Raw genomic sequence first — 20,193 nt, forward strand, 5'->3', positions numbered from 1 at the left:
TACAAATCGGGGCGTAGCGCAGCCTGGTAGCGCACTCGCTTGGGGTGTGAGTGGTCGGCAGTTCAAATCTGCTCGCCCCGACCATTTTACAAAAAAAGATCGCATGCCAAAGACATTGCGAAGGGATTCACATATCCTCATGAAGGCATGCAGTCGATCTTTTTCAACAGTTGCAGAAGTCATTTTCAGGTTGCCTCAACGGCATGGATACGTCTGCTCTTCAGATCAGGTGTATTTATAGCCCGGACAGGCTGTAAGATGGCAGAGGGAAGAACAACATATGCACGCGTTTCTTAACTGGTTAGTTGATACGATCAGCACTTTGGGATATCCGGGAATAGTGTTCCTGATGTTCATTGAGAGCACGTTTATTCCTCTTCCTTCGGAACTCGTCATACCGCCCGCAGGGTATCTCATATCAAAGAATCAGATGAGCTGGACAGGCGTAATTCTGTCGGGTACAGTCGGAAGTGTTCTGGGCGCCCTGTTCAATTATGCTATTGCGGTATATCTCGGAAGGCCCTTCATACTCAAATACGGAAAGTACTTTGGGGTTTCAAAGGCGCATTTTGAAAAAGGAGAGAGTTTTTTTCTCAGACACGGACATATCAGCACATTTATCGGGAGACTTATTCTGGGTGTCAGACATTATATTTCTTTTCCTGCCGGACTCTGCAAAATGAATATCCTGCAGTTCTGCTTCTATACCGCGTTTGGTGCAGGCATTTGGGTATGGATTCTCGCGTATATCGGGTATTTTGTGGGGAACAACAGTGAAAAGATCATGGAAGCAAGCAGGCAGTGGACTGTATATATCGTCATCGCATGTGTGTTCCTGATTGCGTTCTATATATATTGGCATAAGAAAAAACGGAAACATTAGACTCTGCCATGCGTTTTTTTGCTGACCTTCATATCCATTCCAGATATTCACGTGCGACAAGCAGAGACATGTCAGTTGAAGGGCTCTGGAAATGGGCACAGATAAAAGGGATCACGGTTCTGGGAACCGGTGATTTTACCCATCCGAAATGGCATCAGGAACTGAAAGAAAAACTTGAATATTGCGAAAATAATATTTTGAAATTAAAAGATAATAGCAGTGTCATTGATGTTCCACAGTCCTGTAAGGGAGAGGTTCGGTTTGTGCTGACGGCAGAAATCAGCTGCATCTATTCCAAACACCGAAAAACAAGAAAAATCCATTGCCTCATACTTGCTCCGGATTTTTCCATAACTGCAAAAATCAACAACGCACTGTCCGGGATCGGGAATCTCTCCTCTGATGGAAGGCCGATACTCGGGCTGGATGCAAAAACACTGCTTCAGATTGTGCGGGATATCTCTGACGAAGCCATGCTCATACCTGCCCATGCCTGGACGCCGCATTTCTCGGTTTTTGGTGCCAGTTCAGGATTTGACTCACTGGAAGAATGTTTTGATGAACTGGCGCCGCATATCCACGCAATAGAAACAGGGTTGTCTTCAGACCCGGCAATGAACTGGAGGGTATCCTCACTTGACAGGATAACGCTGGTCTCAAATTCGGATGCGCATTCGCCCGCAAAACTCGGACGCGAAGCAAACATCTTTGAAACGGACCTGTCTTTCAAGGGATTAACGGATGCGATCAGGCACAGAAAGGGATTTAGTGGAACAATAGAATTTTTCCCTCAGGAAGGAAAATATCATTATGACGGGCACAGGTCATGCGGAGTGAATCTCTCCCCTCAGGAAACCATTGAAAACAATTATCTCTGTCCGGTATGCGGGAAAAAAGTGACTGTAGGAGTGATGAACAGGGTGGAGAAACTGGCAGACAGGGTAAACGGTCTTAGACCTGAAGGCGCACCTCCTTTCTATCCTCTCATCCCGCTTCAGGAGATCATCGGGGAGACGAAGAAGGCAGGAGTGAACAGCAAGACGGTGATCAGGGAATATTTCCATCTCATCGGGGAACTGGGCAATGAATTCGGAATCCTTATGGAGTTGCCGCTTGATGACATAGAGCGCGCAGGAGGGTATCTATTGAGAGAGGCTATACACAGGGTGCGGTCCGGAGATGTCCATATTGTTCCGGGCTTTGACGGGGAATACGGAAAAATAAAGATTTTTGAGTCGGTCGAGAGAAAAAAGATCAAGGGACAGGCAAGACTGTTTTGAAGCAGGGGCACAGGGATTCAAGGCAAAGGAAACGCGCGCATGCACGCAATGGTGAGTAATATGCATCCGGCATATTGATATCACGTGCGCTGGCTGCAGAAAGGTTGAAGCATGAAAAAAATAGCTATTTATCCCGGGACTTTTGACCCGATTACGAACGGACACCTCGATCTGATAAAAAGAGCACTCAGGACATTTGATGAGGTTATTATTGCTATCGCCCCGAGCCTGAAAAAGCAGCCTCTTTTTACCATTCAGGAAAGATTGCACTTGATTCATGAGGCAGTGGACGGACTGGGAAGGACAAGGGTGGACACATTTCACAGCCTTCTCGTTGATTATGCAAAAGAACAGAGGGGAAGCGCGATTCTCCGCGGCCTGAGGGCGATGTCTGACTTTGAATATGAGCTGCAGCTTGCCCATATGAACAGGAGGCTGAACAAGGATATCGAGACGGTGTTCATGATGCCGAGTCAGGAATACAGTTACCTGACATCGAGTATCATTAAGGAAATCTCCTCATTCGGAGGTTCCGTGAGAGGGCTTGTCCCCAAAGCAGTCGAGAAGGCGTTACGGGAGAAATACCGCAGGATGAAGTATCCGAAAGGTTGAGCCGTCAGGTCGAAGCCCCCTAAGCCTTTATTATTCATAATTTTTTTTCTCAATACGGAAGATATGCAGTATCTCTTCTGCTATTCCACGCTTTATGAATAATCCGGGTAAGCACAGGAAACGCGCAATTCGGACATAGTTTTCTGAAGTATCACAGGCTTTCTGTGAGAAACGGCCGGTTGTTACACAGAGTTCAGAAGCTGAATGGCGTTTTCCCGCAAAATGCGTTCTTCCGCAGCTTTCCCGAGCTGTAATCCTCTCAATAACGCCAAAGTCTTTTGCTGTTCTGTCCAGGGAGAATCAGTGCCAAAAAGAACATATTCCGGGGGATGAAGTGAAATAATTCTTTTTGCGGAGGCACTGTCCAGAAACTCAAGCGAGAATGATATCTCCATATAAATCTGTTTTCCGAGCAAAAACTGCTCGACCTCCTCCCATTGTTTCCATGATCCGAGATGTGTAGTAACCAGTTTGAGAGAAGGGAAGTTTTTCAAAATCCTGAAAATCTTTTCCGGATCTGCTATCGGGGTAAACGGAAACGCAAAATCGAACCCGGTATGCATTACGAGAAGCAGATTCTCGTCAGATATTTTTTTGTAAATCGGGAAGAGCTTTTCCTCGTCAATGGTAAAATTCTGATAGTAGGGATGGAATTTTATGCCTTTGAATCCCTCAGCTTTTATTTCATCGATTCTGCTGATATATTCCGGGTCATACGGATGAAAAGAAGGAAATGGAATAATTCTTTCTGATCTTACCTGCTTGCACCATTCCAGGATCGAGTGAAATTGCGGGGGTTTGGTGGCGATATTGCATACCACGCTTTTTTCGATCCCGCAGTCGTCCATGGAAGAGAGAAGTGAAGATATTTTGCCGTCGAGATGGGCTTTGATACCGCCTTCCTCTTCGAGCATCCTGATTACCCTTTCAGACATATTATCCGGAAAGGCATGGGTATGGAAATCTATAATTCCTTTCATTGTACAGATATTCTACACGTATCATTCTGACAATTGGTAGGGGGAAAAATGAATATCATTTCCTGTACTGTTTCTACTGTATCGCGAAGCAGTGCATGCAGCAACGCATTTTGTCTGATATTAGTGGTATAATGAGAAAATTTATCTGCATAAAAAAGGGCAAAGGAGTATCTTCAGGTGAAACAGAATCAGGCGAATAATATAATTGTCATGTTGGGTGACGATGCAATCGGAAGGGGGGCAATAGAGGCAGGCATATCTCTGGCAACAAGCTATCCCGGAACTCCTGCGACACAAATCCTCGAATATATCGCACGTAATTTCGCGGGCGAAGTGGAATGGGCAGTAAATGAAAAAGTAAGTCTGGAAACTGCAATCGGCGCGTCCTATGCGGGAAAAAGAGCGTTATGCTCCATGAAACATGTAGGACTCAATGTCGCATCAGATGCGTTAATGACAGCGTCATACCTCGGGATTAAAGGAGGGCTGGTCCTCGCGGTATCTGATGATCCGGGCGCATTTTCTTCGCAGAATGAACAGGATTCCCGATTCTATGCAAAATTTGCAAAAATACCATGCCTTGAGCCGTGTGATTCACAGGAAGCCAAGGACATGACGATCATGGCCTTCGAATTATCCGAAAAGACAGGGCTTCCGGTGATGTTGAGGACATTGACAAGGATTTGCCATGCCTACTCACCGGTCAGGTGGGGGGATGTTCGTGAACAGAATCCTCTTTCATTGCAGAAAGACCCCGGGAACATGATTGCTATTCCGAGCAATGTGCTGAGATGTCACAGAAATCTGATTGCAAAACAGGAAGGATTAAGAATCTGGGGCGAAGAAGCAGGGTTGAACAGGGTTTTTCAGAATGGACAGAAAAAAGGAATTATAGCCTGTGGCATCGGATATGTCTATGCAAAGGAGTACGGCCCTGAATATGCGGTTCTCAAGATATCTTATTACCCTTTTGCCGAAACATTGATTAAGGATTTTGTTGAGGGGCTTGAAGAGGTCTGGGTTTTGGAAGAAGGCGAGCCCTTAGTGGAAGAGATCGCGAGAAGATATTCCAATAAGGTGAGGGGGAAGATTTCCGGGGAAATCAGCATCACAGGGGAACTTGGCCCTGATGTATTAGCGGAATATGTTCCTGACTGGGATACAGGTCAGCGCAGTCATAAGCCTTCGACGCCCTTGCCTGCAAGACCGCCCATAATGTGTCCGGGTTGTCCGCATAGCAGGTTTTACGAAGCGCTTAAGGCAGCGCAGCCGGCATTCACCGCCGGCGATATAGGCTGCTATACCCTTGGAGCAAATCCGCCCTATCAGATAGTAGATACCTGCCTCTGCATGGGGGCCGGCATCAGTAAGGCGGCAGGGATTGCCAAGCAGGGTGTGAAGAGAGTGGCGGCAGTGATTGGTGATTCAACCTTTATTCATTCCGGAATCCCTGCATTGATCAATGCAGTGTATAACAAGGCGGATATCCTTGTGCTTATTCTGGATAATTCAGCGGTTGCGATGACCGGGAACCAGCCTACACCGGTAACCGGCATTACCGCAAAAGGAGAAGAGGGGGGAAAAATCTCTCTTGAGGAACTCTGCAAGGCCTGCGGCGTGAAATCGGTCGAAGTTGTCGATCCTTACAATGTCGAAAAAACAGAAGCGCTGCTGAAAGAAAAGCTGGATGCCGACGGAGTGAACGTCATTATTTCACGCAGAGCCTGTGTGTTTGTGACGAGGCGCCTCATGAAAATGAGGAGAAAAACTATAAAGTATACACCTGCTGAGAAGAAAGCACAGTAACTCCGGCTTTTTTCAGCGCTTTTTTCCCTTTGCTGATGCTGTCTGTGCGTAGTACCACAATCGCCTTTTTTCCGCTTTTTTCGACAAAGGCGTACATGTATTCGACATTTATATCGGCATCGGTCAGAATTTTAAGAACACTCGCAAGACCTCCGGGACTGTCGGGAACGCCGACAGCGATTACGTCGCTTTCCCTGACGGTGAAGTTGCTCTTCGCAAGAACCTTTTTTGCGTTATCCGGATCGGGGACAATCAGACGCAGGATTCCAAAATCTGAGGTGTCAGCGATTGAGAGGGCACGGATATTGATATGTGCCTTTGCGAGGACATTCAGCGCTTCCCACAATCTTCCTTTCTTGTTCTCCAGAAACAGGGATATCTGTTTTACTTCCATTGCAGTCTCCTTTATAATTGACGTTTGTCTATTACCCTTTTTGCTTTGCCTTCGCTTCTCGGAAGGGTTTTCGGTTCAACAAGCGTAACCTTTACCCTAAGACCGATCGAGTTTTCAATGTGTTTTTCGATTTTTTTCCTTGCTTCTTCAAGATGCCTGACTTCATCCGAGAATAACTTCTTGGAAGTCTCCACCTGGACCTCGATCTCATCAAGATGCTGTGGCCGCGTTACGATGATCTGATAGTGCGGCTCCACTTCTCTGACCTCAAGAAGCGCTTTTTCGATCTGGGAGGGGAAGATGAGAACGCCCCTTATTTTCAGCATATCGTCCGTGCGTCCGGTGACCCGGTCCATCCTTACGAGAGTCCTTCCACATTTGCAGGGTTCTCTCCTCAAAGTGGTGATATCCCTCGTCCTGAAGCGTATCATCGGCATTCCATCGCGGGTTAACGTGGTGAGAACCAGTTCTCCTTTTTCACCGTCAGGGAGAGGCTCGAGCGTCTCGGGAGAGACAACCTCGGGATAGAAATGGTCTTCAAAGATGTGGAGGCCGTTCTTTTGATCACATTCCTGGGCTACACCCGGACCTATTATTTCAGTGAGCCCGTAAATATTCAGTGCGAGCAGGCGGAACCTCTTTTCGATTTCATCACGCATTCTGTCGGTCCACATCTCCGCACCGAAACATCCCGCCTTGAGTTTTAATTTTTTTCTGTTTATGCCTGCTTCTGCAACTGCTTCCGTGAGATACAGTGCATACGAAGGGGTGCAGGTGAGGATGGTGGAGCCAAAGTCCTGCATAATGTCGAGATGTCTTTTTGTCTGGCCTGCAGACACAGGGACTACAGTCGCACCGATCCTCTGGGCTCCGTAGTGCACGCCAAGTCCCCCGGTAAACAAACCATACCCGTATCCGTTCTGGATAATATCATCTTTTGTTGCTCCGCACATCGTGAGGGCCCGGGCTACCACTTCACCCCAGATTTCAATGTCCTTTCTTGTATATCCTGATACCGTCGGCTTTCCTGTTGTTCCGGAAGAGGTATGCACCTCGACTATTTCCTTGCGCGGAACCGCGAACAATCCGAAAGGATATCCTTCTCTCAAGTCAGTTTTTGTGGTGAACGGCAATTTTTTTATGTCTTTAAGGCTCCTGATGTCAGCAGGTTTCACTTTGCTTTCGCCAAACCGTTTTTGGTAATAGGGAACATTCTTATATGCACGCCTCAGGATTGCCCTCAATCTTTCGATCTGCAATTTTTCCCGTTCCCCGATGCGCATGCATTCTGCTTCCTTATTCCAGATCATTTTTCTCTCCTTATCCGCTTTTTCTTTTTGCCTTCTTTCCCGGGGCAAAAAAACGCAGCTTTTCATTCTTCAGAAGCTTTCTGGCTTTTTCGATGTCGCTCACATCAACTATCAGGAAGGCTTTTTTTCTTGATTCCAGGATCAATACATATGCGTTCTCTATATTAATTCGTTTTTTTGACAAAATCGTGGCGACTTCATACAATCCTCCGGGACGGTCCACAAGCTCGATTGCGAGTACTTCATTGGAAGAGACAGTAAACCCCTTTTGTCTGAGTTTTTGATAGGCAGGTTCAAATTTATCGACGATAAACTTTATGACCCCGAACCCGTTTGAACTCGCGATGTTTATTGCGAGAATATTCACGCCTTCTTCGGAGAGAACCTTGGTGATTTTCCTGAGTCTCCCGGGCTTGTTCTCGGAAAAGATGGAAAGCTGCCTTAATTGTTCCATAAGGATCTCCTTGTACAGATGACTAAGGTGCCTGCATCTGTTCTTACAATGTTCTTTTATCGATGACTCTTATAGATTTTCCCTCGCTTACCGGCAGAGTGCCGGGTTCAAGAAGTTCCACCTTTGGTCTTATAAGGATTTCTGATCGCAGTTTTTCTGTAATCTCGTTTTGCAGATTTACCAAATGCTCCACTTTCCCGTCGAAGAGTTCCTTCACAATTTCCACTCTCACGGTCATCTGGTCATAAGACTCAAGGACGATCTGGTAATTCTGCGCAACGGCCCTCACGCCCATTAAGACACGCTCGATCTGCTGAGGGAAGATGTTCACCCCGCGTACAATGATCATGTCGTCTGTCCTGCCTATGATGCGTGAGATCCTGCGATGGGTTCTGCCGCAACTGCATCTGCCAGGAAGAATCATGGTGATGTCGCGTGTACGGTAACGCAGGATAGGCATCGCTTCACGGCAGAGGGTAGTAAGGACAAGTTCACCCTTTTCCCCCTCAGGCACCGGTTTACCAGACTCAGGATCTATGATTTCCATGATGAAGTTGTCTTCCCAGAGATGCATTCCGTTCTTTTCCCTGCATTCAAACGCAACTCCCGGACCGTTCATTTCAGACAAACCGTAGGAATTATATACATCAATGTGAAAGAACTTTTCAATCTTTTTCCTCGTCTCTTCAGAATAAGGTTCGGAACCGAGATATGCCCTCCGGAGAGCAAAGTCTTTTTTCGGATTCAGTCCTTCGTGCTGCATTACACTGGCAAGATAGAGTGCATAACTGGGAGTGATATGGAGTGTGGTGGTCCTGAAATCCTGCATGAGGGCAATCTGTCTTTTTGTATTGCCCGGACCTGCAGGAATGACCAGCACTCCCACTTTCTCCGCGCCATAATGCATGACGAGTGCGCCGGTAAAGAGTCCATAGGTCATCATGTTCTGGAGCACGTCATCTTTTTTTACACCTGTCATAACGAGGCATCGTGCGATGAGTTCTGCTGCGCGGTCCACGTCCTTCTTCGAAAAAAAGATGGCTTTCGGTTTCCCTGTGGTTCCGCTTGAAGTATGGAGGCGCACAACCTGTTGTTTTGCAACCGCAAGCATGCCAAAAGGGTAATATTCACGGAGATCTTCCCTGGTAGTGAAAGGAAGTTTCCGGATATCTTTCAGGGACGCGATATCCTTTGGATGAATGTGCAATTCTGAAAAATGGTTTTTATAGAACGGAATATTCTTATAGGCCTGCCGTACAGTCTGCTTCAGCCTTTTAAGCTGCAGTTCTTCCAGAGCCCTGCGGCTGACCGTTTCAATATCTTTTTGCCAGAACATTCCTATACTTTCACCTCGGTAATTTCACGCCCTATCTTGAACGCCGAAAGGTTGAGCTCAATTGTCTTTGCGGGAACAGATTCCCGTATCACCGTTTCCCATGTTGAGATAGTGAAGGGCAGGTACCGGGAAAGCATTCCCATGATGATAATATTGTCCAGTTTCGGGTTCCCAAGCGTATTTGCGATTTCGAAGGCATTTACTGCATCAACGTGAAACCCCATTGCCTCCAACTGGAATTTTATATTTTCAGGATACGGGGCAAGGTCCGGATTGAGCACAGAAGGCATCACTTTTTTCTGGTTGAGTATCACATAGCCGTCAGGTTTGAGAAAGTCTGCATATCGCAGTCCCTCAAGCTCTTCAAGCGCGATAAGAAAATCAGCCTTGCCCTTCCGGATCAAAGGCGAATATACTTCTTCCCCGAAGCGCACATGGCTTGTCACACTTCCTCCTCTCTGTGCCATGCCATGCAGTTCGCTTTCTTTTACCATATATCCCGAGACAAAAGCACACTTGGTTAAAATCGCACTGGCAAGTATTATACCCTGTCCGCCCACACCCGAAAAAAGAACGTTTGTTGTTTCCATTTTCCCTCGTTAATTGCCGGTTGCCGTAAACCGTGATTTTGCCGCAATCGCAAGCTATATAAACAAAATTCCGAAAAACAAGAAAACGGCATAAAAAGTCTATCATTCTATCATATATTCAAATTTCCTGTAAACAGCGGTGAATCGCGCTGTTTAAGCAATCAATTAAGAAAATGCGTTGCATGAAAAAGAGTTTAAAATATTGTTTTCTTGCTCCAAAATGTGATAGTGTTATATCCAGGTTTTTTCGCGCGGTGGACCATGAATGTTGAGCAGATTTCCATATTTCTGGAGAACAAGTCGGGGCGACTTGCGGAGGTAACCTCCGTGTTATCCGAAGCAGGGATCAATATCAGGGCACTTTATCTTGCTGATACCGGGGATTTTGGCATACTGAGGCTCATTGTCAATGATACCGAAAAGTCGCGGCAGGTGCTGAAAGGAAGCGGTTTCACCGTTGAAAAGACGAAGGTAGTGGCAATTGAAGTGCCGGACAAACCAGGGGGGTTATCAAATATCCTGAACACGATAAAGGATGAAGGAATAAATGTGGAGTACATGTATGCCTTCGTCGAGAAGAGCGGAGAGAATGCGATCGTGATATTCCGCTTTGATGAGCTGGAAAAATCTGTCAGCATATTAAGAAAGGCGGGGGTAAGAATCCTGGAAGGAGAAGAACTCTCTGCGCTATAAGAAACTTGAATTGATATATCCGATCCCAAGAATCGTTCGGTACGGAAACCGGAGGGAGGATCGTAACAGTTGCGCATAGTATGAAGTTTTTCCTGTGATATGCAGCATAAGCGTATTTTATGGAACCGGGGAAAAATACCAAGTATCCCTGAATAATTTAATGCAAGGAGGAGATCATGAACAAAGTAACGGAGAAGTTACTGGTAGTGCTGTTAGCGGTCTTGACTGTTGTACTGCTGATCGGAAATGTCCACGCAAAAGAACCGTATAAAATAGGAGCGCTTTTTGCGGTAACCGGTCCCGCCTCTTTTTTGGGAGAACCTGAAAAAAATACTGCGCTCATGCTTGAGGAACAGATTAACAAAGCAGGCGGAATAAACGGACATCCCGTAAAGATTATTATTGAGGATACAAAAAGTGATGAAACGCAGGCAGTTCTCTCCGCAAAGAAACTACTTGAAAATGACAAGGTGCTGGCAATTGTGGGACCGTCTACTACCGGTGAATCAATGGCACTGGTTCCTATTATGAATAACGCCAAAACACCCCTTTTATCCTGTGCGGCAGGAGCCCCGATAACCCAGCCTGTCAGTGAGCGGTACTGGATTTTCAAAACTCCCCAATACGACACCAGCGCGGTAGAGGCAATCTATGAGTACATGAAAAAACAGGGCATATCAAAGGTGGGCATCATCACGATATCGACCGGTTTCGGTGATGCAGGAAGAAAAGCACTCCAGGAAATTGCGCCGAAATATGGCATCACAATTCTTGCAGATGAGAAATATGGCCCGAAAGATTCGGATATGACTACCCAGCTTACCAAGATAAAGGCATCGGGTGCCCAGGCAGTGATCAACTGGTCAGTAGGTCCGGGGCAGGTTATTGTGACGAAGAACTGGCATGCATTGAGGATGGACATCCCGCTCTATCAAAGTCATGGCTGGGGAAGCAAGAAGAACATAGAGCTGGCAGGGAAGGCTGCAGAAGGTGTCATCGCACCCCTTGGAAGACTGGTGGTATGGGAAAAACTCCCTGATAAGCACCCGCAGAAAGCATTATTGAAAAAGTATACCCAGGATTATGAGGCAAGGTATAAAAGCGAACCGGGCACCTTCGGAGGGCATGCGTACGACTCCATCATGATGCTGGTTGATGCAATAAAAAAAGTTGGCCCTAATAAAAAGAAGATCAGGGATTACATAGAGACAAAGATCAAGAATTGGCCGGGGACCGGTGGTGTTTTCAATATGTCGAAGAGCGACCATTGCGGACTGGACAAGAATGCGTTTGAGATGGTTGTGGTTAAAGACGGTGACTGGTCACTGCTGAAATAAATTATGGATTGAACGATTGGGGGGATGACAGCATCCCCCCGATTCTCTTCAGGGAATATCACAATTTGCTTACAGTCTTTTTACAATTTCTTTTTTCAGGTCTTACCGTCGGGGCAGTGTATGCCCTGGTCGGAATAGGTTTCAATATTACCTACAATGCTACGTCCATCATCAATCTTGCGCAGGGCGAGTTTGTTGTGATTGGCGGACTCATGATGTGGTTTTTTTACATATCACTGAAACTCCCTTTTTTCGTATCGGTCGCACTTACCATCTTTACTGCGGGGGTTGTCGGGCTTTTGATGGAAAGGCTGACGATCAAACCCCTGAAAAATCCGGATTTACTGTTGATGATTATGATTACCATTGCGGTTTCGATCGTGTTGCGCGGTATCCTGATGTTCAGCTTCGGCAAGGAGCCCTATGTGTACCCTGCTTTTACGGAGGGAGAACCTTTGAATATTTCAGGGGCCATTATCCAGCAACAGGCGCTCTGGGTCGTGGGCATTACAGGTTTCTGCATCGTGCTGCTGTTTCTCTTCTTTAAAAAGACGATGATGGGAAAAGCAATGCTTGCCTGTGCGGTGAATCCTACTGCAGCGAAACTTGTCGGTATCAATGTGTCGCAGATGGTCATGCTGTCTTTTATATTGAGTGCCATCGTCGGCGCAATCGGGGGCATGGCGATAACTCCCATTTCTCTTATGGAGTATGACAAGGGCCCTATGCTTGCGGTAAAAGGGTTTTGTGCGGCAATAATGGGAGGCCTCGGCAGCAACAGGGGGGCTGTGCTCGGCGGATTTATCATCGGTGTGCTCGAATCCATGACCGCAGGGTATCTGCATTCCGGATCGAAGGATGCAGTTGCTCTGGTTATTCTCCTGATGATTCTCTTCTTCAAACCTTCCGGATTATTTGTCAGTAAAACCATGCTCCAGCTGAGAAAGTTTTAGCCCGTGCAGCATTCTTGTCTGCAGAAGGCGCAAAGGACAAAAAATAGCTCCCTTTACCATGGGGAGAGGAGGGAAGTAAGGATTTACAGATGAAAAAAGAGGATGTGTTGTCCTTGCTGGTTCTTGTCCTGCTCTTTGTTCTGTTTCCTCTCCTCTCGAACAGCTCATATACACTGACCATAGGGATATTTGCAGGAATAAATTCCCTGGTGGCGATAGGCTTATGCATCCTTATGGGATATGCAGGACAGGTCTCTTTGGGCCAGGCAGGGTTTTATGGCATCGGTGCATACGTCTCCTCGATATTGAGCCTGCATGCAGGGCTTCCGGTGATACTCAGCGCGGTCTGCGGAATGATCGTTGCTGCCTTCGCCGCGGTGATACTTGCAGTCCCTGCCCTGAGGTTGAAAGGGCATTACCTTGCAGTAGCCACTCTTGGCTTTGGAGAAATAATTTACATTATCCTGAATGAATGGGGCCCGGGTGGTCCTTCAGGGTTCGGGGATATCCCGCATGTCAGTGTCCTTGGCTATACCCTGGTTTCAACAGAAGAGTATTTTTATCTGATATGGGTTCTTGTGACGGCAGTAATGTTCTTCTCTATCAATCTCATCAAATCAAGAACCGGCAGGGCGTTGAGAGCCATACATGACAGCGAACTGGCATGCAATGCCATGGGGCTGAATGTCACCGCGATTAAAATAAAGGTGTTTATCCTGAGTGCGGTATACGCGTCTCTGGCCGGGAGTCTTTATGCACATTATGTGACATTTATCAGCCCGAGCAGTTTTTCATTGTTTTACTCTATCCTGGTGCTTATGATGGTGATCGTTGGAGGGATTACAAATCTGTGGGGGGCGATAATCGGCGCGGTGGTGATTACTGTACTGCCGGAGCTCCTGAGAAAATTTGAGGAACTGGATGTGCTTGTGTACGGTCTGATTTTGACGCTGACCCTGATGTTTTTCAGAAAAGGTCTGGTTCCCCTCATAGCTGAAAAACTAAAGAAATTCAGAGGTCCCGCTGTTGCTGAGCATTAAAGAGGTTTGGAAAAATTTCGGGGGGCTCATGGCCCTGAGAAATGTCAGTGTTGATGTCACACGGGGAGATATTAAAGCGCTCATAGGACCGAATGGCGCAGGAAAGACAACACTGCTCAATATTGTGAGCGGGGTTCATCAGCCCGATAAGGGCGAAGTAGTATTTCAGGGCGAGAGAATCGTTAACCTGCCGACCTCAAAGATTGCCAGAAAAGGTATCTCACGTACCTTTCAGCATGTTGAACTGTTCGGCAACATGACTGTGATCGAGAATATCATGGTCGGCCGGTATTCGAAAACCAAGGCCGGGTTCTTCTCGTCAGGGTTTAAACTTCCTTCCGTCCTGAGGGAAGAGAAAGAAATTCTTCGAAAAAGTGAAGAGGTGCTTGAGTATGTCAATCTTGGTCACAGAAAAGACGAGGTCGCTTCCAATCTCCCGATCGGGGAGCAGAGGATTCTTGAAATTGGAAGGGCTTTAGCCACGGAACCGAGGCTTGTCCTGCTTGACGAACCTGCCGCGGGGTTGAATATTAAGGAAACGAGCGACCTTGGAAAGATAATAAAAAGAATAAGGGATGAGCTGAAGATAACCGTGGTTCTTGTCGAACATGACATGGAACTTGTAATGAAAATAAGCGACTCAATCACTGTCCTCAACTTCGGTGAAGTGATTGCCGAAGGCACACCCCTCGAAATACAGAGAAACCCGGATGTCATTGTTGCATATCTTGGAGAGGAGGAAGAGGTGCAGAAAGGGTATAATGCTCATACTTAAGAATGTCGATGTCTACTATGGCAAGATACACACCATTAAGAGGGTTTCTCTCCATGTAAACAAGGGAGAGATCGTAACGCTTATCGGGAGTAACGGAGCAGGAAAAACAACCCTTCTGCATACTATATCCGGCCTTATCAGGGCAAGCAGCGGAAGTCTGGTATTTGATGGTCTTGATATCTCGAAACAAAACCCGGATGTCATAGTAAAAAAAGGGATATCACATGTCCCCGAGGGCCGGCTTGTATTTAAACCCCTGAGCACTGAGGACAATCTGTTGCTCGGCTCTTTTCACTGGCATTCACTGAAGAATCGCGCAAAAGTCAGGGATGATATAGAGATGATCTACACGGTGTTTCCCATCCTGAAGAAACGGAGGAAACAGCTGGCCGGGACACTTTCAGGCGGAGAGCAGCAAATGCTCTCTATCGGACGTGCGCTCATGGCACGGCCGAGGGTTCTTCTTCTTGATGAACCGAGCATGGGACTTGCACCGATAGTAATAAAGGAGATATTCAGGCACATTATCGAGTTACGGGATACCTATGGTCTTACGGTGCTTCTGGTGGAGCAGAACGCACGGAGTGCCCTGAGAATCGCGAACACAGGGTATGTTCTTGAGACCGGGAGAATTATACTCCAGGGCCCTGCAGAAGACCTCCTATTGAACAGAGATGTCCAGAGAGCCTACTTAGGCAGGGATGTAGATTACACTATCTGATTCTAAACTAGACGGAGGATGTGTATGTACTGGGAAGGAGAAAGAGAATGCATCAGCAGAGAATCTCTCAGGCAGTTGCAGCTCGAGAGACTTCAGGCCACGGTGTTACGGGTGTACAAAAATGTTCCTTTTTACAGGAAGAAGTTCGAGAAGATGGGAATTGATCCTGACGCCTTCCGCTCGCTTGAAGACCTGAGTAAGCTTCCCTATACCTCAAAAGATGATTTGAGGCTGAGCTATCCCTATGGAATGTTTGCAGTTCCCATGCGCGAGGTGGTGAGGGTTCAGACGTCTTCCGGCACAACCGGTATGCCGACAGCTGTAGGGTACACGCGGAATGACATAAAGAACTGGTCTAACCTTGCGGCAAGAATTCTTGCGGCAGGCGGGGTTAATCAAAATGATATCGTTCAGATTGCCTTTGATTACGGACTTTTTACCGGGGCATTGGGTCTTCATTATGGCGCGGAACGCATCGGGGCATCGGTTATTCCTATCTCGAGCGTAAATACAAAGCGGCAGATTAAAATAATGCAGGATTTCAAGACGACTGCACTCATGTGTACTCCGAGTTATGCCCTCGCAATAGCTGATACCATCATGGAGATGGAAATCAATGTCAATTCTCTCTCCCTGAAATACGGCCTGTTCGGAGCAGAACCGTGGTCGGAAGCAATGCGGAATGAACTGCAGGGGAAGCTTAAAGTCATCGCGACTGACAATTATGGCCTGAGTGAAGTTATGAGTCCGGGAGTGGCCGGGGAATGTCAGGAGCGCAAAGGCCTCCATATCAATGAGGATCATTTCCTTGTCGAGGTTGTGGATCCGGAGACACTCGAACCCCTGCCTGAAGGACAACACGGCGAACTCGTCATCACGACGCTCACAAAAGAGGCGTTTCCCGTAATACGGTTCAGAACCAGGGATCTGACAAGCCTCATCACTGAACCCTGTCCGTGCGGAAGGACATTCGTGAGAATGGATAAGGTTATGGGACGTACCGATGACATGATCAAAATACGGGGGGTTACTGTTTTTCCTTCTCAGATCGAATCCGTATTGTTTGAGATTGAAGGAACAGAGCCTCATTATCAGATCATTATCGACAGGAAGACTGCGGTTGACGAATTGACTGTTCTTGTCGAGGTGTCCGAGTCCATATTTTTCGATCAGGTCAGGAAACAGAGGGATTTCATTGACCGGATCAAATCGAGACTTGCATCAGAGCTCGGCATATCTGTGGAAGTCAAACCTGTTGAGAAACAGACACTCGGGAGGTTTGAGGGAAAGGCAAAGAGGGTCATAGACAACAGGCCGCTGTGACATGAAAAAAATGATGAATAAAAATGTTTAAAAAAAATAGCGATTATGCTATTCTGTCCCATTATTTTAGACAAAGGAGGGTAGTATTATGAGGAGAAAGTGTTTCGCTGCAGTATTGCTGTTGTTGCTGGGGGGTATTTTTTTGGTTTCTGATGCATCTGCTGAAATGACCTTTAATTACGGTGCGTCAGAAAGGATCAGGCAGGAAATATGGGATAATGTGATCGACTTAAAAACACTGCCTCAATCAAATAGTCTTTACGACAGAAATTTTTTCCGCTTCAAGACGTCTCTCTGGGGCAGCGTAGACTTCAATAAGGACACCAGTGCATATCTCAAGCTTACCAGTGAAGTGTATCTCAACCTGGGGCCCTATAAGTATCCAAGCGACAAAAGGGGGCATTTCACGTCACTTGATGAAAATGAGATGGTTGTCGACAATCTGTATGTTAAGGCGAACAATGTTTTTGGTCTCCCGGTCGATCTGAAAATTGGAAGGCAGGATTTTCTGGGACCGGATATGTATGGAGAGGGATTTCTGATCGCTGACGGAAACCCGAATGACGGTTCGAGGACGTTCTATTTTAATGCGGCAAAGGCAAAATGGAAAATCAACGAGAATCATAATGTGGATTTCGTGTATATCACGAACCAGTTCCAGGACAGATATCTGCCGGCATGGCGCTCGGCCATTGAGAACAGCGCAACTTACTTGGACAAGAAGAGGATACTGAACACCTCTGACGAACAGGCTTTTGTCCTGTATGGCAGAGACAAACTCAGTGAAAACCTGAATCTTGAGCCGTATTATATTTTCAAGAAAGAGGAAAAGCATCCTATCGGACCTCCAACGCCTGATCTCGATCTGAATACCCTCGGAGCACGGGCGGTATATCAAATGGCTCCATGGACGATGGGAGGCGAATTTGCATACCAGTTCGGAGAATATGACGGGGGGAGAGACAGGGCCGGATACGGAGGATATATCTTTGGAAAGCGCAAGTTTGCGGATATGAAACTGAAACCCGAGCTTGAGCTCCGTTTTGTGTATCTGTCAGGCGATGATCCCGGCACTTCCAAAAACGAAAATTGGGACCCTCTGTTTTCAAGGAATCCTTACTGGAATGAGCTCCTTATCTATACCCAGATATTTGAAGTAATGACGGATTCTGCGGGGATTCCCGGTTACTGGACAAATCTCCAGCTGTACATGGCAAAAGTAAACATGGAACTGACACCGGACACAAAACTGGCGCTCTCGTATCAGTACTTCAGAGCAAACGAGCAGGCAAATCCTGTACCCAGTAGAAGGGCGATGTTCGACGATGGCTATGAGAGGGGACATCTGCCAACATTCTTTCTCACCCACAAATTCAATAAGAATATCGATGCATTTTTCCAGTATGAGTATTTTATTCCCGGTGATTTCTATGCCGACAGCGCGAAAAACGCCCAATTCCTGAGGTGGCAGCTCCAGTTCAAGATCTAAAGGAACACAGGGCAATTAGCCTCGTTGTACCAAGGGATGTGATAGTCACCTGCCGTGCAGGCAGGCTATCACATCCCTATATAATCCAGAGAGCCGCTTCAAAGATGTCTTTCGCAATCAAATCGGGCCTGGTCTTGAGTTCCCGAAAGTGCTTTTTGCCGTGACCTGTCAAAACATACACTGAACCGGCTCCCGCACCGCATGCCATTTCAACGTCGTGAGGATGATCTCCTATCACATAGGAACTGCGCAAGTCCAGTTTGTGTGTTTTTTCGGCGTTTTTTACGAAATATACACTGGGTTTTCTGCAAAAACAGTTTTCCTCTTTCCTGTGCGGGCAATAAAAAACTTCCCTTATATGGATGCCATGACTGTCAAGTACGCGGAGGTAGTGTGCATTGAATTCCAGGAAGATCTCCTCGGTGAAGGCATTCCCCCCGATTCCGGACTGGTTGGTGACGATGAAGAGGATGAAGCGTAGCTGCAGGATCTTTAAAGCCTCGATCGAACGGGGGATAAAGACTAACCTGTCCGGAGAAAACAGATCTCCTACGTCTTCATTGATCGTACCATCTCTGTCCAAAAATATCGCGCTATGCATCCCTGTACCTTGGTGCAAAATTCACCTTTATTCTGATTCCGGCGATTAGCCCCTCAGACGTTCGATAAACGTGAAACATTCAAGGCCGATGGCATTCTCATTTTTCCTCACAGGAAAAAACCTCTCTCTATGTTATATCTCCCTTGGATAACGGAGAGTGGCAACCATATCCTGAACCTCTTTCGGGGGTTCCTTGGTGAATTTTGAAGTGATATATGTGACGACAAAATTGATTGCCATTCCTATTGTACCAATCCCCTCGGGTGAAATGCCCCATAACCAGTTCTCGGGTTTGTTCATTTCCGGGCTGACAAATTTGAAATAGATGATGTATGCAGCGGTGAAGATTATGCCGCTCAGCATCCCTAAAATGGCTCCTTTCTTTGTTGTTTTCTTCCAGAAGATGCCCATGATGATGACGGGAAAGAACGAAGACGCTGCAAGCCCAAATGCAAAAGCGACTACCTGCGCAACAAATCCAGGTGGATGAATGCCCAGATATCCTGCTACAATAACCGCCAGCGCGGCTGCAATACGCGCCCATATCAGTTCCACCTTTTCGGAAGTCCTCGGTGCAATCACATTTTTTATGAGGTCGTGTGATATGGCCGAGGAAATTACGAGCAGCAGGCCGGCGGCTGTTAAAAGCGCAGCTGCCAACCCTCCCGCTGCTACCAATGCAATTACCCAGGCAGGAAGTTTGGCGATTTCAGGATTTGCCAGAACTATAATGTCATTGTCGATGTAAAGCTCATTTTTACTTTTCTCGACGGGTGTCGCATCTGTCTTAACCACTCTCTCTCCGTATTGGCCTATGACCGGTTTTCCCTGTGGATCTTTGACAAATTCCACCTTTCCCTTAAAGGCGCTCCCGGGTGCATACTGGATCTTCCCGTCACCATTTTTATCTTTCCAGGCAAACAGTCCTGTCTTTTCCCAGTTCTTAAACCAGCTGGGAGCTTCAGTATAGGTTTTGTTATTCAGGGTCTGGATCATATTGAGTCTGGCAAAGGAAGCAGCTGCCGGTGCGGTAGTGTACAGAATTGCGATAAAGAGCAGTGCCCATCCTGCTGATGCCCTTGCACCGCGAATTGTTGGGGTTGTGAAGAAGCGGATAACAATATGAGGCAACCCGGCTGTCCCTACCATGAGGACAAAGGTTATCATGAACACATCGATCATGCTTTTGGATCCACGTCCGGTATATGCAGGAAAGCCGAGTTCTTTTTGGATATTGTTCAGTTTGTCCAACAGATACCCGCTACCCGTATTCAGCAGGCTCATTCCGTTTTCACTGAGAGAGCTTCCGAATCCCATTTGCGGGACGGGATTTCCTGTGAGCATGATTGAGATGAATATGGCAGGAATCAGGTATGCGGTAATCAGAACGCAGTACTGTGCAACCTGCGTGTAGGTAATGCCCTTCATGCCGCCAAGAACGGCGTAGAAAAAAACAATGGCCATTCCGACCATCAGGTACATTGCACCGTCTCTTCCGAGGAATGAAATCATTCCCGCCATTGAAATGAACGAGGCAGCAGACATGAAGTCCGCGCCTGTTGCCATGCCGTTCAGCACGGGATGGACCTGTTTTGCAGCAACATAAAATTCACCTG

The 20,193-nt window shown here is 46.9% G+C and carries 19 protein-coding genes, 1 tRNA gene and 1 pseudogene; 13 read left to right on the forward strand and 8 right to left on the reverse strand.

What is annotated here, in order from left to right; genetic code table 11:
- The first annotated feature begins 7 nt into the window (after positions 1-7).
- From AB1552_06335 to coaD, 4 genes are all read left to right on the forward strand, one after another.
- Positions 8-84: transfer RNA gene (locus AB1552_06335), tRNA-Pro, on the forward strand.
- 196 nt (positions 85-280) lie between these two features.
- A complete protein-coding gene (locus AB1552_06340; GenBank protein ID MEW6053395.1) occupies positions 281-883 on the forward strand; it encodes a DedA family protein in 603 nt (200 codons plus the stop codon).
- 8 nt (positions 884-891) lie between these two features.
- Positions 892-2,163, forward strand: a complete 1,272-nt coding sequence (locus AB1552_06345) for an endonuclease Q family protein (protein ID MEW6053396.1) — start codon at positions 892-894, stop codon at positions 2,161-2,163.
- Positions 2,164-2,274: 111 nt separating this feature from the next.
- A complete protein-coding gene (gene coaD / locus AB1552_06350) occupies positions 2,275-2,775 on the forward strand; it encodes a pantetheine-phosphate adenylyltransferase (GenBank protein MEW6053397.1) in 501 nt (166 codons plus the stop codon).
- 182 nt (positions 2,776-2,957) lie between these two features.
- On the opposite strand, the gene AB1552_06355 is transcribed toward coaD, so the two are convergent.
- Complete coding sequence (locus AB1552_06355) at positions 2,958-3,755, reverse strand: amidohydrolase family protein (protein ID MEW6053398.1); 798 nt, start codon at positions 3,753-3,755, stop codon at positions 2,958-2,960.
- Positions 3,756-3,932: 177 nt separating this feature from the next.
- On the opposite strand from AB1552_06355, the gene AB1552_06360 reads away from it, so the two are divergent.
- Positions 3,933-5,561 (forward strand): thiamine pyrophosphate-dependent enzyme, encoded by a 1,629-nt coding sequence (locus AB1552_06360; protein MEW6053399.1) that lies wholly within the window; start codon positions 3,933-3,935, stop codon positions 5,559-5,561.
- Here AB1552_06360 and AB1552_06365 read toward each other — a convergent pair.
- Genes AB1552_06365 through AB1552_06385 form a run of 5 tightly spaced genes read right to left on the reverse strand, consistent with a single transcriptional unit; the run spans position 5,524 to position 9,645 of the window.
- Positions 5,524-5,955, reverse strand: coding sequence for an ACT domain-containing protein (locus AB1552_06365; protein MEW6053400.1), 432 nt, complete (start codon positions 5,953-5,955; stop codon positions 5,524-5,526). The two genes, AB1552_06360 and AB1552_06365, sit on opposite strands and share 38 nt — an antisense overlap.
- A gap of 11 nt (positions 5,956-5,966) precedes the next feature.
- Positions 5,967-7,265 carry a phenylacetate--CoA ligase gene (locus tag AB1552_06370; protein ID MEW6053401.1) on the reverse strand — a complete coding sequence of 433 codons (1,299 nt, stop codon included), beginning with the start codon at positions 7,263-7,265 and terminating at the stop codon, positions 5,967-5,969.
- A gap of 10 nt (positions 7,266-7,275) precedes the next feature.
- Positions 7,276-7,719, reverse strand: coding sequence for an ACT domain-containing protein (locus AB1552_06375; protein ID MEW6053402.1), 444 nt, complete (start codon positions 7,717-7,719; stop codon positions 7,276-7,278).
- Between the two features lie 43 nt (positions 7,720-7,762).
- Positions 7,763-9,055: a phenylacetate--CoA ligase gene (locus tag AB1552_06380; protein ID MEW6053403.1), complete on the reverse strand. Its 1,293-nt coding sequence runs from the start codon at positions 9,053-9,055 to the stop codon at positions 7,763-7,765.
- Positions 9,056-9,057: 2 nt separating this feature from the next.
- Positions 9,058-9,645 carry an indolepyruvate oxidoreductase subunit beta gene (locus AB1552_06385; GenBank protein ID MEW6053404.1) on the reverse strand — a complete coding sequence of 196 codons (588 nt, stop codon included), beginning with the start codon at positions 9,643-9,645 and terminating at the stop codon, positions 9,058-9,060.
- Between the two features lie 261 nt (positions 9,646-9,906).
- Between AB1552_06385 and AB1552_06390 the strand changes: the two genes are divergently transcribed.
- From AB1552_06390 to AB1552_06425, 8 genes are all read left to right on the forward strand, one after another.
- The gene (locus tag AB1552_06390) at positions 9,907-10,338 is read left to right on the forward strand and encodes an ACT domain-containing protein (protein ID MEW6053405.1); all 432 of its coding nucleotides are present in this window, start codon (positions 9,907-9,909) and stop codon (positions 10,336-10,338) included.
- A gap of 176 nt (positions 10,339-10,514) precedes the next feature.
- Positions 10,515-11,675, forward strand: a complete 1,161-nt coding sequence (locus AB1552_06395; protein ID MEW6053406.1) for an ABC transporter substrate-binding protein — start codon at positions 10,515-10,517, stop codon at positions 11,673-11,675.
- An 8-nt stretch (positions 11,676-11,683) separates the two neighbouring features.
- Positions 11,684-12,628, forward strand: coding sequence for a branched-chain amino acid ABC transporter permease (locus AB1552_06400; protein MEW6053407.1), 945 nt, complete (start codon positions 11,684-11,686; stop codon positions 12,626-12,628).
- 89 nt (positions 12,629-12,717) lie between these two features.
- A complete protein-coding gene (locus tag AB1552_06405) occupies positions 12,718-13,668 on the forward strand; it encodes a branched-chain amino acid ABC transporter permease (protein MEW6053408.1) in 951 nt (316 codons plus the stop codon).
- Positions 13,669-13,696: 28 nt separating this feature from the next.
- Positions 13,697-14,443 (forward strand): ABC transporter ATP-binding protein, encoded by a 747-nt coding sequence (locus AB1552_06410; protein MEW6053409.1) that lies wholly within the window; start codon positions 13,697-13,699, stop codon positions 14,441-14,443.
- Positions 14,430-15,164, forward strand: coding sequence for an ABC transporter ATP-binding protein (locus tag AB1552_06415; GenBank protein MEW6053410.1), 735 nt, complete (start codon positions 14,430-14,432; stop codon positions 15,162-15,164). Before AB1552_06410 ends, AB1552_06415 begins: the two co-directional genes overlap by 14 nt.
- A gap of 24 nt (positions 15,165-15,188) precedes the next feature.
- A complete protein-coding gene (locus AB1552_06420; GenBank protein ID MEW6053411.1) occupies positions 15,189-16,487 on the forward strand; it encodes a phenylacetate--CoA ligase in 1,299 nt (432 codons plus the stop codon).
- Positions 16,488-16,575: 88 nt separating this feature from the next.
- Positions 16,576-17,976, forward strand: coding sequence for an alginate export family protein (locus AB1552_06425; GenBank protein MEW6053412.1), 1,401 nt, complete (start codon positions 16,576-16,578; stop codon positions 17,974-17,976).
- 76 nt (positions 17,977-18,052) lie between these two features.
- On the opposite strand, the gene AB1552_06430 is transcribed toward AB1552_06425, so the two are convergent.
- A complete protein-coding gene (locus tag AB1552_06430; GenBank protein ID MEW6053413.1) occupies positions 18,053-18,577 on the reverse strand; it encodes an HAD-IIIA family hydrolase in 525 nt (174 codons plus the stop codon).
- Between the two features lie 132 nt (positions 18,578-18,709).
- A pseudogene (locus AB1552_06435) lies at positions 18,710-20,188 on the reverse strand (sodium:solute symporter family protein).
- Between the last annotated feature and the right edge of the window lie 5 nt (positions 20,189-20,193).

The sequence above is a fragment of the Nitrospirota bacterium genome (assembly GCA_040754395.1).
In the GTDB taxonomy this organism is placed as follows: Bacteria; Nitrospirota; Thermodesulfovibrionia; order Thermodesulfovibrionales; family SM23-35; genus JBFMCL01.

Bases quoted from the DNA above. Each gene is read 5' to 3' on its own strand.
- AB1552_06340 (MEW6053395.1), top strand. From the start codon at position 281: ATGCACGCGTTTCTTAACTGGTTAGTTGATACGATCAGCACTTTGGGA.
- AB1552_06345 (MEW6053396.1), top strand. From the start codon at position 892: ATGCGTTTTTTTGCTGACCTTCATATCCATTCCAGATATTCACGTGCG.
- coaD (MEW6053397.1), top strand. From the start codon at position 2,275: ATGAAAAAAATAGCTATTTATCCCGGGACTTTTGACCCGATTACGAAC.
- AB1552_06355 (MEW6053398.1), bottom strand. From the start codon at position 3,755: ATGAAAGGAATTATAGATTTCCATACCCATGCCTTTCCGGATAATATG.
- AB1552_06365 (MEW6053400.1), bottom strand. From the start codon at position 5,955: ATGGAAGTAAAACAGATATCCCTGTTTCTGGAGAACAAGAAAGGAAGA.
- AB1552_06370 (MEW6053401.1), bottom strand. From the start codon at position 7,265: ATGATCTGGAATAAGGAAGCAGAATGCATGCGCATCGGGGAACGGGAA.
- AB1552_06375 (MEW6053402.1), bottom strand. From the start codon at position 7,719: ATGGAACAATTAAGGCAGCTTTCCATCTTTTCCGAGAACAAGCCCGGG.
- AB1552_06380 (MEW6053403.1), bottom strand. From the start codon at position 9,055: ATGTTCTGGCAAAAAGATATTGAAACGGTCAGCCGCAGGGCTCTGGAA.
- AB1552_06385 (MEW6053404.1), bottom strand. From the start codon at position 9,645: ATGGAAACAACAAACGTTCTTTTTTCGGGTGTGGGCGGACAGGGTATA.
- AB1552_06390 (MEW6053405.1), top strand. From the start codon at position 9,907: ATGAATGTTGAGCAGATTTCCATATTTCTGGAGAACAAGTCGGGGCGA.
- AB1552_06395 (MEW6053406.1), top strand. From the start codon at position 10,515: ATGAACAAAGTAACGGAGAAGTTACTGGTAGTGCTGTTAGCGGTCTTG.
- AB1552_06405 (MEW6053408.1), top strand. From the start codon at position 12,718: ATGAAAAAAGAGGATGTGTTGTCCTTGCTGGTTCTTGTCCTGCTCTTT.
- AB1552_06410 (MEW6053409.1), top strand. From the start codon at position 13,697: ATGGCCCTGAGAAATGTCAGTGTTGATGTCACACGGGGAGATATTAAA.
- AB1552_06415 (MEW6053410.1), top strand. From the start codon at position 14,430: ATGCTCATACTTAAGAATGTCGATGTCTACTATGGCAAGATACACACC.
- AB1552_06420 (MEW6053411.1), top strand. From the start codon at position 15,189: ATGTACTGGGAAGGAGAAAGAGAATGCATCAGCAGAGAATCTCTCAGG.
- AB1552_06425 (MEW6053412.1), top strand. From the start codon at position 16,576: ATGAGGAGAAAGTGTTTCGCTGCAGTATTGCTGTTGTTGCTGGGGGGT.
- AB1552_06430 (MEW6053413.1), bottom strand. From the start codon at position 18,577: ATGCATAGCGCGATATTTTTGGACAGAGATGGTACGATCAATGAAGAC.